Here is a 15,965-nt window from a genome sequence, read left to right as displayed (position 1 = left end):
CAGCCGATGGTATACACTGGCAGATAAGAAACAAGATCGAGGAGGAACAGCATGGGGATGAAAAAGCGGGGCGACCGCCTTTTATGGATACTTGGCATCTTGGGCCTGATCATGTATTTCGTCTTCTCCTGGCAAGATCTGTTCGCGGCGCAGGAGTGGAAAATGCTCTCCCGCGACGACGTGATCCTCAAGGCTCAAGCTACCTGGAAGCAAGAAAACATCGACCTGTCCAAATACAAAGTCAGCGCGGTGATGGAAAGCGCGGAAAGCATGGACGGCTACCTCAGCAAAGAGGACTTGCATACAGCGTTTGAGAAGCAAGCGCCCGACAACGCGCCCGTCACCTATTGGCACGTGATTTTCTACAACGAGCAAGCGCAGCGCGGTACAGAAGCTTTTACTTATGAGACCTACCATGACCTGAAAAGCGGCAAGGTGCTGGGCTATTACCGTCCGGCTCTTGATACGAATACGGAAATCACCGGAAAAGCCGGCTTGCAGAAAGCTCTACAAGCCCTCCGAGAGCTTGGCGTCGACTTGTCGCGCCTGGAACTGCTCACCACAGAAGAGGAGATGCTCGACGAAGCGGAAGTGCTGGAAAGCGACGAGGGATACCGCTCCAACTCCTTGAGCTTCTCCTGGCAGGACACGAAGTACAAAGTCGGCGAATCGGAGCTCTACTACGATGTGTACCTGAACGGCGCACAAGTCACCGAAGTGACCACCGCCTATTACGTCCCCGACGCGTTTACCGAATGGCATGACCGGCAGACGCTGTACGCTGCGCTCCTGACCGGAGTCAGCCTGCTCGGGTCGTTCCTGCTGCTGGTGTTCGCGTTTGTCTTCCTGTTCCTGCTCCAGCAGAAGCGCCCCTACTGGTCGAGCCTAGGACTGTCCCTGCTCGTCTTCGTCCTCTACGCGGTGAGCAACGTCAACCAATGGCCTCTGCTCCGCGCCCAGGCCCTCGACGAAGGCGGCATGATGAGCCTGCTCCTGACCGGCGCACTGGCGATTGGACTCGCGGTCGTCACCTCGGTCTGGATCGGGGCGAGCAACTATCCGCTGACGATGACCGGCGGCATGCTGGTGCGCGAAGTCAAACCGTCGCTCTGGCTGAACCGGCGTGACCCGGAATGGAGTGACCGCATGCGCTCCGCCGCCAAACGCGGGTATGCGCTGGCGTTTGCCTGGATGGGCTTCCAAGGATTGTTCTACTTTATAGGAGAGAACTATTTTGGGGTCTGGTATGAAAATGACCTCTCGATGTCGCCCGCCAACATGTGGGTGCCCGCCCTGTTTCCGCTCTTGGCGTGGTTCGCCGGTATTTCCGAGGAAATCACCTACCGTCTGTTCGGAGTGACGTTCCTGAAACGCTACCTCAAATACTCTTTCGTCGCCGCGCTGCTCCCGGCGATGGTCTGGGCGCTGGGACATTCGCTTTATCCGATCTACCCAATCTACACCCGGTTCATCGAGCTGACGATCTTTGGGGTAATCATCGGCTATTGCTACTTGCATTATGGACTGGAGACGGTGATCTTTGCGCATGTGACGTTCGATACGGTGCTGATGTGCATTCCTTTGTTCCTGTCCGGAGAGGCTGTTCAAGCCGTTTCGGCCACCATTTTCTTCGTTCTGCCATTGGTCGTGGGATACGGAATTTCATTACTGAAACCACGAAGGGAACAGCCCGATTTTGCGTAAAGTTGGTTTGCCTTTCGAAAATGTGGGCAGAATGTGCATTATATACTTTTATTTATCGTAAGCATCGTATAAGATTAACGTTAAGTAAACTACTTCGTGAATGATAGACCGCCTGGGGGAGGAACGGATATGAATAAGACACTGGGGCAAAAGATACGGGAATGGCGCATGCGCAAGGGGATCACGCAAACCGAGTTGGCAGAGGGTCTTGTTACTCCGAGCATGATTTCACAGATCGAGAGCGACAAGGCGAATCCTTCCTTCAAACTGTTGGAAGGCATTTCGCGCAAACTGGACGTGCCAATCGACCAGTTTTTGATGGATATGCAGGATAAACTGGAACATGACACTCGCCACAAGCTGGCGAAGTCTTTGATTTCCGCTAAACAATATGACAAAGCGATTCAGGTTTTGGAAGGTTTGGCTGACGAGCCGGCTGTTGACCGCAACGAAGTGCGCAAAGAGCTCGCTTCGGCGTATATTTATGCCAAGCAATTCGACAACGCTACCCGTCTGCTCGAATCGATGCTGGAAGAAGTGGCGCTCGACAAAGACCGTTCGCATGCGGTTGAACTGCTGCGCTGGTTGGGCCGCGCCAAGATGGAACAGCATGACTATGTCATGGCGAAACACTATTTCCAACAAGCGATGAAAGAACTTGCGAAAAGCGAATCGTTCGACAACTCTTCGCGTGGTTCGCTCTACCACAACTTTGCGGCAACGCTTGCGTACCTGGGGGAGGTACAGGAAGCGATCGAGTATTACAAAAAAGCGATCACCGCGCTGCAAGGCACGCCGAACCTGCTCCAGATGGGGCGAACCTATACGGCGCTTGCAACCGCTTACTACCATATGAACGAATATTCCCAAGCTGCGGATACCACCCGCACCGCGATCACCATGTTCCGCAGCGTCAACAACCGCTACGATGAAGTTGTCGCGAAGAAAAACTACGGCATTCTGCAATACGAACTCGGTCAGTATGACGAAGCGATCACACAGTTCGAAGAGTGCGCCGAAGAGTTCAAAGCGATGGACGAAACCGACCTCGTTGCCAACGTATACGGGGAGATCGGGACAGTCTACTTCCGCAAAAAGAACTATCAAGAAGCCGAAAAATGGTGCTTCCGTGCCTTGGAACTTCTGGGCAAAGAACATCGTGAGCGTGCATTCGTCTACCGCACGATGGGCGTGATGTACCAAGAACTTCAAAACTTTGAAAGAGCATTGGAGTATATGTTAAGTTCTGTCGCGCTTTTTGAAAAATACGGCTTGCACGTCGAGGCCTCCAAGTGTTATTCTCATATTGTAAGCATCTACGAGTCGCGGGGCGAGTTAGACAAAGCGAGCGAGTATATGCAAAAAATGACTTCCACTATGAGGGAAGGACTAAGGGTGAGGGGGCTTTACCTGTGAAAAAAGTGATCTTTTCCGTTCTGGCGGTATTGGCACTTGGCGTAGCTTTCGTGAACCAAACTTCTCACGAAGCATCCATTACCACACCTGTCTTGGACACAGTTGTTCAATCTTCGATCACCACTCCGATCGCTGACTAATTTCGGTGTACAGGTGTATGTTTCCGAATGTCACGGTGTCGAGTGACGAGGAAGATTGCTGCTCTCATTTCATTTATGAATAATCGCTGACTGTTACATCGCCGGGGAACCTGTTTCTCGGCGGTTTTTTTTGCGGACTTTCAGAAAATTGGGTAGAATAGGAAGAAAAGGACTCTACATATGAAGACTATCGAGCCAAACAAAGCATCAAAGCCGACTTTCAAGTTGGGCAGAACAGAACTGATCTTGTTTGTGGTCATTATGATCGCGGCGGTTGCCTTGCGCATCCTCTGGGTCTTGAAGATTCCCAATACGCCGGTCTATGATTTTCAAACCTATCATGAGATCGCCGTCAACATTGCCACCGGCTACGGCCATTCCTTCCAAGGCGAAGCGATTGCGTTCCAAGGCATGGGCTATCCGACGGCGCTGGGCCTGTTTTATAAGTTGATCGGGGAGACGTCGGTACTGTGGGGCAAGGCTTTTAATGTGATTTTGTCGACCTTGACCTTGTTTTTGGCTTATCCGATTTTTCGAAAGTTGACGAAAAGCTGGAAACTTTCCATCGCGGCCTACGCATTGACCGCTTTTTTACCGAACTATATCGCGTATGTCAGCGTGATCGGGGCGGAAGTGTTTATGGCGTTTTTGTTTGCCGCTGTGATCTACTTGCAGCTGGCCACGTTCAACAAATGGGTGCGCTGGCCGTTGCTCGGCATTTTCATCGGACTGGCCGCATTGACCAAGCCGGTGTTTCTCGTCTACCCGGTCGTGGCGGCTGCGGTGCATTATCTTCGTGAAAAGAATCTCAAGGAAACCTTGGCCTTTGTCCTGACCACCGCTTTGTTGATGGCGGTGACGGTTGCGCCGTGGACGTACCGCAACTATCAGAAATATGACGCGTTCATCCCGGTCTCGTATAACTCGGGCTATGTATTATACCTGAATAACAATGCCAATAATGTGAATGGAGGCTGGATGCCGCTGAAAGACGCGGCGGCGTCGCCGGAGCTGCGCGCGCAGATCGACGAGATTCTGCAACACGGCAAGCGCAGCGAAAAATTGGCCTATGAGCTCGACCCGCTGCTGAAGGCGGAAGGCAAAGGCTGGATCTTGGCGCATCCGCTGGAATTTGCGAAACTCGGCATCTTGCGCGTGCAGACGACGTTCTTTAACGGGGCGTGGGACATCGGCTCTTGGGCGATGAACGGGCTCTATCCGGGCGTACCGCAGTGGACGATTCAACTGGAGCGCGATCTGAAAGCGTTTCGGGCGGTGTCGGACGCGCTGCTGAACAGCATGAACGGGCTGGCGTTTGCCTTTGTGGTGCTGGCGGCGATCCCGGTCGTGCGGTCGTTGTTCCGGCGCGAGGAGAAACTGCCGGTGGGGATGATCTTGCCGACGGTGAATGTGAGCTATTTTATCCTGATCTATTTTGTCTTCGAAGGCCAGGCGCGCTATAATTTCCCGGTGCTCTTTTTACTGGCTGTCTGTGCCGTGCTGGCGGTGAGCTTCATCTGGCGCGGCGTGTCATCTTGGAGGTGTCAGAATTGAAACAAGAAGCGGTTCGCGCCGATGCGAACGTGATGATGCTGCTGTTCCAGCAGCTCCGTCCGAAGCAATGGACGAAAAATCTGCTGGTTTTTGCGGCGCTGATCTTTTCCTTTCAGGTCGCCAATGTCGATCTGCTGCTCCGCTCGGTGGTCGGGTTCTTCCTGTTCTGCTTTGTGTCGGGATGTGTGTATATCTTAAATGACTTTGTCGACCGCGAAGCGGATCGCCAGCATCCGGAGAAGCGGTATCGCCCGATGGCGTCAGGCGCGCTCAATCCCTATCTGGCGCTGACCTTTGGCTTGGTGCTGCTGGTGGCGTCGATCGCGCTGGCGCTCTATCTGGAGCCGTTGTTTGGCGCGTTGCTGTTCTTTTATTTTGTGGTCAATGTGGCCTATTCGTTCCGTTTGAAACACGTTGTGATCATCGACGTGATGATCATCGCTTCTGGATTTGTGTTTCGGGCGATCGGCGGGGCGCTGGTGATCGGGGTGCCGTTTACCCCGTGGTTCCTGCTCTGCACGATGCTGCTCGCCTTGTTCCTGGCGATCTCGAAACGCCGCCATGAACTGCTGCTCCTGCAAAACAACAAAGGCTCGCACCGCAAAGTGCTGGAGAGCTATTCGCCGGAGCTGCTCAACCAGCTCAACTCGATCGTGATCACGGCGACGATCATGAGTTATGCCTTGTTCACGTTTACCTCGGGGCGCACGATTCATCTGATGTGGACGATTCCGCTGGTCATCTACGGCATCTTCCGCTACCTGTACCTGATCTTTATGGAGGAAAAGGGCGGGAAACCGGAGCGCGACCTGTTTCAGGACAAGCACATTCTGGTCACAGTGCTCCTGTACGGGCTGGCGGTCGTGGTGATTTTGAAGTATTTTGAGTAATCCTTGGGGGACAACAATCGATGCTGAAGCATAAAGAAAGTCTGATCGCCGGCTGGGGCAACCATCCGGCGGAAGTCTGCCACGTGTATCGGCCGGACCGGGTGCGGGACATCACCGACCTGATCGCGGCGGGAGCAGAACGGAACTATATTTCGCGGGGCTTAGGCCGTTCCTACGGCGACACCGCGCTCAACGATGGATCGGGCGTTTTGCTGCACACGCAGTTTGCCCGCTTTTTGCATTTTGACGAGGAGCAGGGCATTTTGGAGTGCGAGGCCGGGGTGTCGTTTGCAGAGATCATCGACCATTTCCTGCATCGCGGCTGGTTCCTGCCGGTCACGCCGGGCACAAAATACGTCACCGTCGGCGGCGCGATCGCCAATGACGTGCATGGCAAGAACCACCATGTCGACGGCACGTTCTCCGAGCATGTGCTCGATCTGAAACTGCTGCTCGCGTCGGGCAAGATCGTCAACTGCTCGCCGGAGGACAATGCCGACCTGTTCCACGCGACCATCGGCGGCGTTGGCCTGACCGGGGTGATTTTGTCGGCCCGCTTTAAACTGATCCCGGTGGAGTCGGCGTACATCGAAGTCGACTATATCAAAGCCAAGAACCTCGATCATGCGTTTGAACTGTTTGCCGAGACGAACGACAAGTACCAGTACTCGGTGGCGTGGATCGACTGCCTGTCCAAAGGCGACCAACTCGGCCGCTCCGTGCTGATGCTTGGCAACCACGCGCCCGCTGCGAAAGTGAAGCAGGCCGATCCGCTGCGGATCAAGAAGAAGCCCAAGCTGAACGTGCCGTTCAACTTCCCGCCGTTTGTGCTGAACCAGCTGTCGATCCGGGCGTTTAATTTTGGCTATTACAACATTTTGAATAAAGATGCAGTTGGGAAAATCGTCGACTATGACACGTTTTTCTACCCGCTGGACAGCATTCACAACTGGAACCGGGCGTATGGCAAGAAAGGTTTCGTGCAATATCAGGCGGTGTTCCCGCCGGAGACGAGCCGTGCCGGCCTGACCGAGATGCTGAAGCGCTTGAGCGAGTCGGGCCGTTCGTCGTTCCTCGCCGTGCTGAAGAGCTCCGGGGAGCAGAACGGCGGGCTGTTGTCGTTCCCGTTCAAAGGCTACACGCTGGCGCTGGACATCCCGGTGCATGACGAGGGGCTGTTCCCGTTCCTGCGCGAACTCGACGAGATGGTGATCGCCCACGGCGGCCGCATCTACCTCGCCAAAGATTCGGAGGCTGACCCGGCGACATTTGCGCAGATGTATCCGACGCTTGGCAAGTTTCAGGAGATCAAAGGGAGTGTCGATCCGAAGAACGTGTTCTCCTCCTCACAGGCGCGGAGACTCGGGATTGTGGAGGAATCGCGATGAAAAACGTACTGATCTTGGGCGCAACATCGGGCATCGCCAAGGCGCTCGCTTATCATTTTGCGGAAAAGGAGCACAATCTGCTGCTCGCCGGGCGCGATGTGGAAGAACTGAAGAGGATCGCGCAGGACATCAACATCCGCCACGGAGTGGAAGTGACGGTACACCGTTTTGATGCGCTGGATTATGACGGCCACGCCGACTTTTTCACGAACTGCCTGGAAGCGGCGGGGGAGATCGACGGGATCGTGCTGGCGTACGGCTACCTCGGCGACCAGAAGCGCGCCGAGAATGAGTTTGCCGAAGCGCGGCGCGTGATCGAGACCAACTATCTCTCCGCCGTGTCGATGCTGAACATCGCGGCGAACTACTTTGAATCGAAAAAGGAAGGTTTCCTCTGCGTGCTGTCTTCGGTGGCAGGCGACAGAGGACGCCAGAGCAACTTCATGTACGGGTCGGCCAAAGGAGGCCTGTCCTTGTACCTGCAAGGCTTACGCAACCGCTTGAGCAAGTCGAACGTCAGCGTGACGACGGTGAAGCCGGGCTTTGTTGATACGAAAATGACGTTTGGGCAGCCGGGCATGTTTTTGGTTGCCAAGCCGGAAGATGTGGCGAAAGCGATCTACAAGATGATCCAGAAAAAAGTCGACGTGGCGTACACGCCGTTTTTCTGGCGCTATATCATGCTGATCATCAAATCGGTGCCGGAGCGCATTTTCAAGCGCTTGAGCCTGTAAGCGGAGTTGGCGGATGAAAGCAAAATCGCAGGATTTGATGGCGGGGAAAGGGCAGAAGCTCACTTCGCGCATCATCACCGGCGTCATGGTCGGGGTGGTCGTCTCGGTGCTGTTTTTCCTCTGGGGCGATGTGCGCGAAGTGAAAGATGTCATTTTCTCGATCTCGTGGTACACCTACGTGCTGGCGGTGGTGACCACGCTGGCCTCGTATTTTGTCCGATTTTTCAAATGGCAGTTCTTTTTGCAGGTGCTGGGGATCAAGGTGCCGTGGAAGGAATCGCTGAACATTCATTTCATCGGCTTGTCGATGTCGATCACGCCGGGCAAGCTCGGTGAACTGCTCAAGTCGTACCTGCTGAAAAATACGGCCGGGGTGGAGATGGCGCGCTCGGCGCCGGCCGTGTTTACCGACCGGCTGACCGACCTGTTTGCGATGCTCTGCCTGGTCGGGGTGGGGATCTCTTTGTTTGCGTTTGGCAAGCTGGCCTTTTTCATCGTGCTGGGCGGGCTGTTGTTGATCACGCTGGTTTTGCAGTCGAAAGGGATCTCGCTGCGAGTGATCGACTGGCTGGCACGGCTGCCGTTTTTGACGAAGCATAAAGGCAGCATGCTGACGCTCTATGAGAGCACGTTTGAGCTGTTGCGCTGGAAGCCGCTGTTGTTCGCGACGGTGTTGTCGGTGATCGCGTGGTTTATGGAGTGCATCTCGTTGTATGTGCTGATCGTGAACCTCGACCTCGGGCTGACACTTACGCATGTCGTGTTTATCTTCTCGCTGGGCACGGTGGCAGGCGCACTGTCGATGCTGCCGGGGGGCTTGGGCATCGCGGAAGGCAGCATGACCGGGATGTTTATGTACTTCGGCCTCGCCAAAGGCACCGCCGTGTCGATCACGCTGTTGATCCGCCTCGTGACGCTGTGGCTCGGGGTGCTGATCGGGATCGTCATCTTCTTTTTGAAACGAAAAGTATATATGAGGTAAACGGAAGGAGTCTCGTGCAGAGGCTCTTTTTTTCATCCTTTTTCCAATCTTTGTGAATTGCCTTTCTCCTTTCTGAACAGGTAGGATGATAGAGTGGAGAGAGGAGTCGTGACTTATGCGTAACTTGTGGACGAAATTGCTGGCCGGTACCGTGCTGGGCCTGGCTGTACTGACGATTGGCAGCAACCAACCGGCGCATGCGGGCACGATCTCGCAGCCGGATGTATATGTGGACGGCGAGAAATTGCCGTTTGATGTAAAACCGATCAATGACCGTGGACGCGTGCTGGTGCCGCTCCGGATGATTTTTGAAAGCATCGGGGCGGAAGTGACGTGGGAAGCGAAAACATCGACGGTGGTCGGCAAGAAGGACGGCGTGACGATCCGCCTGCCGATCGGCAAGAAGACGGCGACCGTGGGCGGCAAGACGGTGACGCTCGACGTGCCGGCGAAACTGGTCAATGACCGCACGATGGTGCCGGTGCGCTTTATCAACGAGTCGTTTGGCAACGGGGTCGAGTGGGACCCGGCGGGAGTGGTCGACATCACGTCGGTCAACGCGCCGCAAGTCCGCGTGATCGGCGGCGACGTGAAGCTGGTCGAAGGCCAAGTCTACAATGTGCAGAAGGAGATCATCCAGAAGCAGATCGTGGAAAAGGTGCAAAATCAGGCCGGGTACACGTTTGACGGGCCGGTCTGGATCTACCTGTCGAACAGCGATGGGGGTTACAAGACCGCGCTGATGCGTGAGACGGACGCCTCGTCGACCGAAGCGGCGCAGTTGGTGGAATGGGCGAACGGTGTGGCATACGGCGATACGATCGTGATTCCGTTGCACAAGCAGGAGTCCGATTACGGGCGCGTGCGGACGATCGCGCATGAATTGGCGCATGTGCTGTTCAACCAAAATGATGCGGATCTGCCGAGCTGGGTGAATGAAGGCTTTGCTTGGCAGGCCTCGCTGGACATCGCGTTTGAAAACGGGCCGCAGGTGCTGCGCGACCGTCAGGACATGCTGTCCCGCGATGAGGTGCTCGGCGCGTTGAATGACGGTTCGTACCGTCCGCTGATCAACGGCAGCTACTCGAAGCTGGTCGCGCTGGGTGAGGCGACGTACAACTTGGAGCTGCAGGACTACATGGCGGTGCAGGAGCTGACGGAGAAGTTTGGGAAAGAGAAACTGAAGGCCTACCTGAAGCGCTTTGCGGGGACGGGGTCGCCCGATGCGAACTTCCGCGGTGAATTTGGGATGAGCATGAGCGAGTTTGGCACTGCGTTTCGCGATACGCTGGCCGAGGAGCTGAAGGAGTCGAGCCAAGGCGTGGAAGTGACGCTGAACGTGACGAGCCAGTTTAAAGGCACGTTCTCGGTGCTGGGGCAAAACAGCTCGCAGTGGAAGATGTTCAGCCTGACGCCGGGCGCGCATACGCTGCGCATTTACAAGGACGGCCGTCTGGAAGGCGCGATTGTGCAAGATGCGGTCGGCGAAGGCGACCCGTCGGAAGATATCGTGTTCCTCGCGATGGAGCCGGACGTTCCGGTGACCGAAGCGGGCAAGCGCATCGAATACGCCGGCGTGGCGCTGTATGATTCGTTCGGGGAGTTTGCGTTCCTGAACGTGTGGAAGACCGATACGAACGGCAAAGACCAATTCCCGGAGACAAACAAAATTTTGGGCGTGGAGATCATAAACGTTAAAGCAATTCGTTAAATAGTTCTTAGGACCTCTGTCAAAGAGGTCCTTTTCTTATTATACTAGATCCATTAGTAGTACTATATTCCCCTACTGGCAAACTTGTCCGAAAGGCAAGGGCGCAAAGCCACGGGCCTAAAGCATGAATTCATGCGATGGCAGCCGGGCTGCCGAATGTTCGGCAAACGCACTTATTGATCCGTACACGACAAAAGGAGGAAGTAATTCGTATGAAAAAGTCTACCTTTATCGCACTGCTGACCGCAGTAGCCCTGACCACCGCACCGGTGGCTGCACTGGCTGAAGATGGCACCACCACCCCGCCGACCACCGATGACGGCGGCACCACTACCACCGAACCGACCACGCCGGGCGAGGACGATGCAACCACCCCGCCGACCAGTGCGTGCGAACCGCAAGATGATGACGATCAGGACGATGACGGTTCTGATGATGATACCGATACAGGTGAAGATGACGGCGGTACCACAGACGATGGCGGCACCACCGATGATGGTGGCACCACTGATGATGGCGGCACCACCGACGACGGCGGCACGACTGACGACGGTGGCACTACCGATGATGGCGGCACTACCGACGACGGCACCACCGTTTCGCAAGTAAGCAAAGGCTCGAACGGCAAAGGCAACAGCTCCAAAGGCTCGAACGGCAAAGGCAACTCCGGCAAAGACTCCAAGGGCGGCGTGACCACCGGCGATTCTGACGATGATGATAACACGCTCTCCTGCGGTGAGATCGAAGGCAAGAAAAAAGGCTGGTCGAACAAGATCAAGAACATCTTGAAACACCTCGAGTCCGGCAAGAAAGTCGGCAACCTGCAGGAGAAGCTGGCACAGCTGACCCTCTGGGCGAAGACTGAAAACGGCTCCCAGTCTGACCGCGATGCACTGCTGGCGATCGAAGAAGCTCTGAAAGCAAAAGAAGAAGTTGGCGAAGCAGCTCCGGAAGACCTGATTGTCCTCGCTGAGACCCAAGACCAGCTCAGCGACACCGCAGCGGCCGTTTCCACCCTGGAGCGCGCGCTGCAGCTCGACTACAACAACGAAGAAGTCTACACCGAGCTCTCCAAGAAGCTCGTCAAAAAAGGCGACAAAGGCGTAAAAGTCTACGTCAAAGGCGAAAAGCCGGCGTTTGACGTCAAACCGGTCGTCAAAAACGGCCGCACCCTCGTACCGGTGCGCGCGATCGGCGAATCGCTTGACGCGCAAGTGCTCTGGGAGGAGAAGACCAAAACGGTCACCCTGATCAACAAAGACGGCAAGAAAGTTACCTTGAAGCTCGGCAACAACGTGGCGACCGTCGACGGGAAGCAAGTCAAGCTCGACGTCCCGGCGCAAACGATCGGCGACCGCACCATGGTGCCGCTCCGCGCCCTCGGCGACTTCTTTGGCCTCACTGTCGGCTGGGATCAATCCTCCGAGATGGCAACGCTGAAGTAAATCACGGCACACAAAAAGAGAGGGGAGCAGATCCCCTCTCTTTTTTGCTGTGCGCTTATAACGACGTTGTTTGCGTCACCACTGCTCTTTCGATCGAAGTCAGCACGGCAGGCTCATTGCCTTCCTGCGTGTAGTTGACGATGTACGCCGTTTCCGGCTCGATCAGATTCCAGACGTTTTGTTCCACCGTGATTTCTGTTTGCTGCCCCATTTGGTTTTGCACGGTGATTTGGCACGGGTTTTCTTCACCGCACGGCGTTTTGTAGGTCACGATGACTTGTGCGTACGTGCTGGCCGTCATTTCGTCTTCCCCGGCGATTAAAAAGAAATTCAATACAATGATAGCGGCTGCGATGAACAGGATCTTTTTCATGTTTTCCCGGTTCCTCCCCTGATAAAGAAAAAACCTCCGGCTTGCGCAGGCGGAGGTTTGCTATTGATGACTGAACGTATGCTGTCTTTGGCTGGTCATGCCATTATGTTTGAAGTGTTGGTACTTCACAATGTACGTGTCGAGCTGTTGGCTGGCTTGGAGGACGATCGGATGAAGTAGATTCCCTTGGTGTCTCGACACAACCTCTTCCAATTGCTGCCGACAACGCTCAATTTCCTCTAAGTGAATTTGCATGGGCCTTAATCGTCCTTTCAATTAATCTGCCATACCCTTATTTTAGAAGATTCCAGCTGATTTAACAACTGTAAATTTTCAACTGGAATAAAAATTGGGATCAGGCGCGCTGCGGCTGGCTCTTGCGTTTGCCAAGCAGGCCGACGGCGAGTTCCCCGCTCGTTTCCGCTTCCTGGCGCAAGGCTTCGACGTGTGGCTGCATCATCACTTCGTAATGCTCCATGTTCTCGATGCAGTCGAGAATGCGGGCGCGCAGGGAGTCATAGGTGACGGTGCTGACCGAATCGATCTCATAGTCGTAGCCGACGCGCTGCACGAAGCGGTCGATCTTTGGATCGTACGACAAGGACACAAACGGCACGCCGCAGTGTGCGGCGAGAATCAGCGAGTGCAGGCGCATCCCGATGATCAGGTCGCTGTTGGCGATGATGTTGGCGATGTCGCGGAACGAGAACTGGCGGTTGAGCAGCACAGCCCGTTCTTTCATATAAGACAGCACGCGCTGCGAAGCGCCGACGTCGCCGGGGTACTGCATCGGGATAAACACGACCTGCCAGCCGTCGCGAACGAGTGCGTCCGCATTTTCTGCCAGCACTTTATAGTACGTATTATTCGACGGCCAGTTGCGGATGGCGATCCCGGCGACTTTCTTGATGCCGCCCAAATAGCTCGTCTTTACTCCGAATTCCTTTAACATCTTCGCTCCGGCGTCTTTTGAAAAAAGTTCCGGGTCGATGGCAAATGCCGGGTCGGCCGTCACGTAGATCTCCGGTTTGGTCACGCCGTATTGGAGCAGGTCCTGGCGGGACTTCTCATCGCGGACGGTGATCAGGTTGACGTTGTTGACGACGCGGCGAATCAAATTTTCAGAGAACGGCTTGGTGATCGGCCCGATGCCTTGTCCATAAAAGACGATCGGCTTGCCGATGAACTGAGCCAGTTTGCAGATCCCAAGATAATAGAGAATGCTGCGGCCGCCGGTGACGTCCTGCAGCAGGCTTCCTCCGCCCATGACGAGCATGTCGCACTTCATCAGCTCGCGGATGATGACGCCGAAGTTCCAACGATTCACCGCTTTGATGCCAAAAAGCGCTTCGGTGCGGTCAGGCTGGTTGGAGAGCACGATGATCTCCGCGTCAGGCTGCCGTTTGCGGATGCTGGACATGATCCCGTACAAGACGGTGTCGTCCCCTAAATTGTCAAATCCGTAATAGCCGGATACCAGAATGCGAGGCATAGCATGTCACTTCCTAACTTGTCGGGCGCGGCAAAATCTGCCATTTCACGCCTGAAAATACAGAACTAGTATAACAGCTTGCTACCCCGTTGGAAAGCAAAACCTAGCATCCGACAGCCCCTTCCGCTGGCAAAACATGTTGCGGGTAAAATGCCTGTTCCTGCTCCATATTAATTGAGGAGACCAGAAAAAAGGGGCAGTGACAGAGATGAACAAAAGGAGTCCAAACCGGAGACGTTTCTGGATGGCCAGTTGGGTCGTTCTCTGTATTGCAGTTGCCTTCACAATAGGCGGACTCTACCAGTTTTACCGCGTGGCAACGCAAATATACGAGCCCGATCCATCCCATTTAGCGGGCGAGGCCCAACAGTTCTCGCTCAGCGACAATTCAACTCAGTATCTGCATTATCTCCAAGGAGGCAATCCGCCTCCTGATTCAATACAACAAGGGAATACGAACGCTGTAACAGACAACCTGTCAAGCAGTCAGAACGGCAATCAGACAAGCGATCAAACGGGTGCTCAGTCCGGTCAACCCGGCATGCAGCCCGATCGGCCGAAGGCCTCCTCTGTCCGCCGTCAGGCGCTCGCGGAGAAGAAGTCGAAGAAGGTGGAGACTTTCCTGCTGCTCGGCGTCGACTCGCGGCAGAGGGGGGAGCAGGCGCGGGCAGACACGATTTTGCTGGCGACGGTGCCGGAAGCGGGGGGCAATGTGCATCTGCTGTCGATCCCGCGCGACACGTATGTGAATGTGGCCGGGCACGGGTACACGAAGATCAACCACGCGATGAGCTGGGGCGGGCTGGCTCTGCTCAAGCGCACCGTGCAGGATTTTATCGGCGTGCCGGTCGATCACACCGTGCTGGTCGACTTTGAAGGCTTCCGCAAAGTGGTTGACAAGATCGGCGGACTCGACCTGAAAGCCGAAAAGACCATGCACTACGACGATCCGACCGACGGCACCGCGATCCACATCGCCCAAGGCCAAAAGCTCTCCAGCGGCAAACTGGCGCTCGACTACGCCCGCTTCCGCAATGACGCCGAAGCGGACACGGGACGCATGCGCAGACAGCAGCAGGTGATTCGTGCTATGATTCAACAAGGAGGCAAACCGGACAACTGGGGTCGCATGTTCAAGCTGGCCGACATCGTTGGCGAACATGTGAAGACAGACGTTCCGCCCCGCGAGTGGGTGCGTCTGGTGATGTCCTACGCCTATAACAAACCGGAACAGATCAAAACGCTGAAGATCGACGGCGTCAACCGCATCTCCGACCAGGACCAGCTCTGGTACTTTTTCGTAGGTGACGGAGAGCGCCAGCGCATCCACGGCGTTTTGGATCAACTGAGGCGAGGGAATGCATAGATGGTAAACATTTTAGGTGTGCCTTTTTCCACCCTGACATTTGACGAGACCGTCGCCCGTCTGCAGACGGCGATGACAAACGGGGATGCTCCCCAACATATCATCACAGCCAACCCGGAGATCGTCATGATCGCGCAGCAAAATGAGACCGTGATGCGACTGCTCCACGAGGCAGACCTTGTGACCCCGGACGGCATCGGCGCCGTCTGGGCGTCGCAGTATTATGGCACCAAGCTCCACGACCGCGTCACCGGCGCTGAGCTGTCGTCCGCCTTGATCGAACACGCCGCTGCAAATGGCCTCGGCGTCTTTTTGCTGGGCGCGTCCCAGTATTCCAACCGCCTGGCCGTCGCCAACCTGCAACAAAAGCACCCCGGCCTGCGCGTGGCCGGGCATGACGGCTATTTCAAAGACGAAGACACCGCGTTTATCCTTCGCGAGATCAAAGCGTTTGGCCCGTCGCTGCTGCTCGTCGGCCTCGGCATGCCGCGCCAGGAGCTGTTCATCTCCGCACACAAGGCGGAGCTTGGCGCTTCGGTGATGATCGGCATCGGCGGCGTGATCGACATCTTTGCCGGGACCGTCAAGCGCGCGCCGAAAATCTGGCAGAACATGCGTCTGGAATGGTTCTACCGCCTGCTCGCCCAGCCCAGCCGCTGGAAACGGCAGCTCGTTTTGCCGCAGTTTGTGATCACCGTTTTGTCCGACAAAAACCGCGTCAAAGGGTCGAAATAGGTCTCGGGTCTGGCAGGAAAAGGGTACTTTTTTGT

15 protein-coding genes and 1 riboswitch are annotated in these 15,965 nt (G+C 55.5%); of the genes, 12 read left to right on the top strand and 3 right to left on the bottom strand.

The window, feature by feature from the left end; genetic code table 11:
• The first annotated feature begins 51 nt into the window (after positions 1-51).
• The 10 genes from CBW65_RS04870 to CBW65_RS04830 all read left to right on the top strand — a co-directional run bounded on the left by CBW65_RS04870 (position 52) and on the right by CBW65_RS04830 (position 11,964).
• Positions 52-1,704: a CPBP family glutamic-type intramembrane protease gene (locus tag CBW65_RS04870; RefSeq protein ID WP_087455871.1), complete on the top strand. Its 1,653-nt coding sequence runs from the start codon at positions 52-54 to the stop codon at positions 1,702-1,704.
• Positions 1,705-1,833: 129 nt separating this feature from the next.
• Positions 1,834-3,120: a tetratricopeptide repeat protein gene (locus CBW65_RS04865; RefSeq protein WP_087455870.1), complete on the top strand. Its 1,287-nt coding sequence runs from the start codon at positions 1,834-1,836 to the stop codon at positions 3,118-3,120.
• The gene (locus tag CBW65_RS24080) at positions 3,117-3,260 is read left to right on the top strand and encodes a hypothetical protein (protein ID WP_157721774.1); all 144 of its coding nucleotides are present in this window, start codon (positions 3,117-3,119) and stop codon (positions 3,258-3,260) included. Before CBW65_RS04865 ends, CBW65_RS24080 begins: the two co-directional genes overlap by 4 nt.
• 180 nt (positions 3,261-3,440) lie before the next feature.
• On the top strand, positions 3,441-4,814 hold the full coding sequence (locus CBW65_RS04860) for an ArnT family glycosyltransferase (protein ID WP_087455869.1): 1,374 nt from the start codon (positions 3,441-3,443) through the stop codon (positions 4,812-4,814).
• On the top strand, positions 4,793-5,704 hold the full coding sequence (locus CBW65_RS04855; RefSeq protein WP_408646551.1) for a decaprenyl-phosphate phosphoribosyltransferase: 912 nt from the start codon (positions 4,793-4,795) through the stop codon (positions 5,702-5,704). The genes CBW65_RS04860 and CBW65_RS04855 overlap by 22 nt, the downstream gene beginning before the upstream one ends.
• A 20-nt stretch (positions 5,705-5,724) precedes the next feature.
• Positions 5,725-7,092, top strand: a complete 1,368-nt coding sequence (locus CBW65_RS04850) for an FAD-binding oxidoreductase (protein ID WP_087455868.1) — start codon at positions 5,725-5,727, stop codon at positions 7,090-7,092.
• Positions 7,089-7,826 carry an SDR family oxidoreductase gene (locus CBW65_RS04845; protein WP_087455867.1) on the top strand — a complete coding sequence of 246 codons (738 nt, stop codon included), beginning with the start codon at positions 7,089-7,091 and terminating at the stop codon, positions 7,824-7,826. The genes CBW65_RS04850 and CBW65_RS04845 overlap by 4 nt, the downstream gene beginning before the upstream one ends.
• Positions 7,827-7,839: 13 nt before the next feature.
• The gene (locus CBW65_RS04840; RefSeq protein WP_087455866.1) at positions 7,840-8,808 is read left to right on the top strand and encodes a lysylphosphatidylglycerol synthase transmembrane domain-containing protein; all 969 of its coding nucleotides are present in this window, start codon (positions 7,840-7,842) and stop codon (positions 8,806-8,808) included.
• A 115-nt stretch (positions 8,809-8,923) separates the two neighbouring features.
• Entirely contained in the window at positions 8,924-10,519 is a 1,596-nt protein-coding gene (locus tag CBW65_RS04835) for a stalk domain-containing protein (protein WP_087455865.1), read from the top strand.
• A 67-nt stretch (positions 10,520-10,586) separates the two neighbouring features.
• Positions 10,587-10,676, top strand: a riboswitch (cyclic di-GMP riboswitch).
• 55 nt (positions 10,677-10,731) lie between these two features.
• The gene (locus tag CBW65_RS04830; protein WP_087455864.1) at positions 10,732-11,964 is read left to right on the top strand and encodes a copper amine oxidase N-terminal domain-containing protein; all 1,233 of its coding nucleotides are present in this window, start codon (positions 10,732-10,734) and stop codon (positions 11,962-11,964) included.
• Between the two features lie 55 nt (positions 11,965-12,019).
• Here CBW65_RS04830 and CBW65_RS04825 read toward each other — a convergent pair whose 3' ends face one another.
• The 3 genes from CBW65_RS04825 to csaB form a co-directional block, all read right to left on the bottom strand.
• Positions 12,020-12,337 carry a hypothetical protein gene (locus tag CBW65_RS04825; protein ID WP_087455863.1) on the bottom strand — a complete coding sequence of 106 codons (318 nt, stop codon included), beginning with the start codon at positions 12,335-12,337 and terminating at the stop codon, positions 12,020-12,022.
• A gap of 60 nt (positions 12,338-12,397) precedes the next feature.
• Entirely contained in the window at positions 12,398-12,592 is a 195-nt protein-coding gene (locus CBW65_RS04820) for an aspartyl-phosphate phosphatase Spo0E family protein (protein WP_087455862.1), read from the bottom strand.
• A gap of 100 nt (positions 12,593-12,692) precedes the next feature.
• Entirely contained in the window at positions 12,693-13,829 is a 1,137-nt protein-coding gene (gene csaB, locus CBW65_RS04815) for a polysaccharide pyruvyl transferase CsaB (protein WP_087455861.1), read from the bottom strand.
• Positions 13,830-14,439: 610 nt separating this feature from the next.
• Between csaB and CBW65_RS04810 the strand changes: the two genes are divergently transcribed.
• Entirely contained in the window at positions 14,440-15,195 is a 756-nt protein-coding gene (locus CBW65_RS04810; protein ID WP_157721773.1) for an LCP family protein, read from the top strand.
• Positions 15,196-15,930, top strand: a complete 735-nt coding sequence (locus CBW65_RS04805) for a WecB/TagA/CpsF family glycosyltransferase (protein WP_087455859.1) — start codon at positions 15,196-15,198, stop codon at positions 15,928-15,930. It begins immediately after the preceding gene.
• Positions 15,931-15,965: the final 35 nt, after the last annotated feature.

This window comes from Tumebacillus avium (assembly GCF_002162355.1).
Lineage (GTDB): Bacteria > Bacillota > Bacilli > Tumebacillales > Tumebacillaceae > Tumebacillus_A > Tumebacillus_A avium.
The sequence above is the reverse complement of the archived record's forward strand: the minus strand, read 5'-3'. Positions and strand labels throughout refer to the sequence as shown.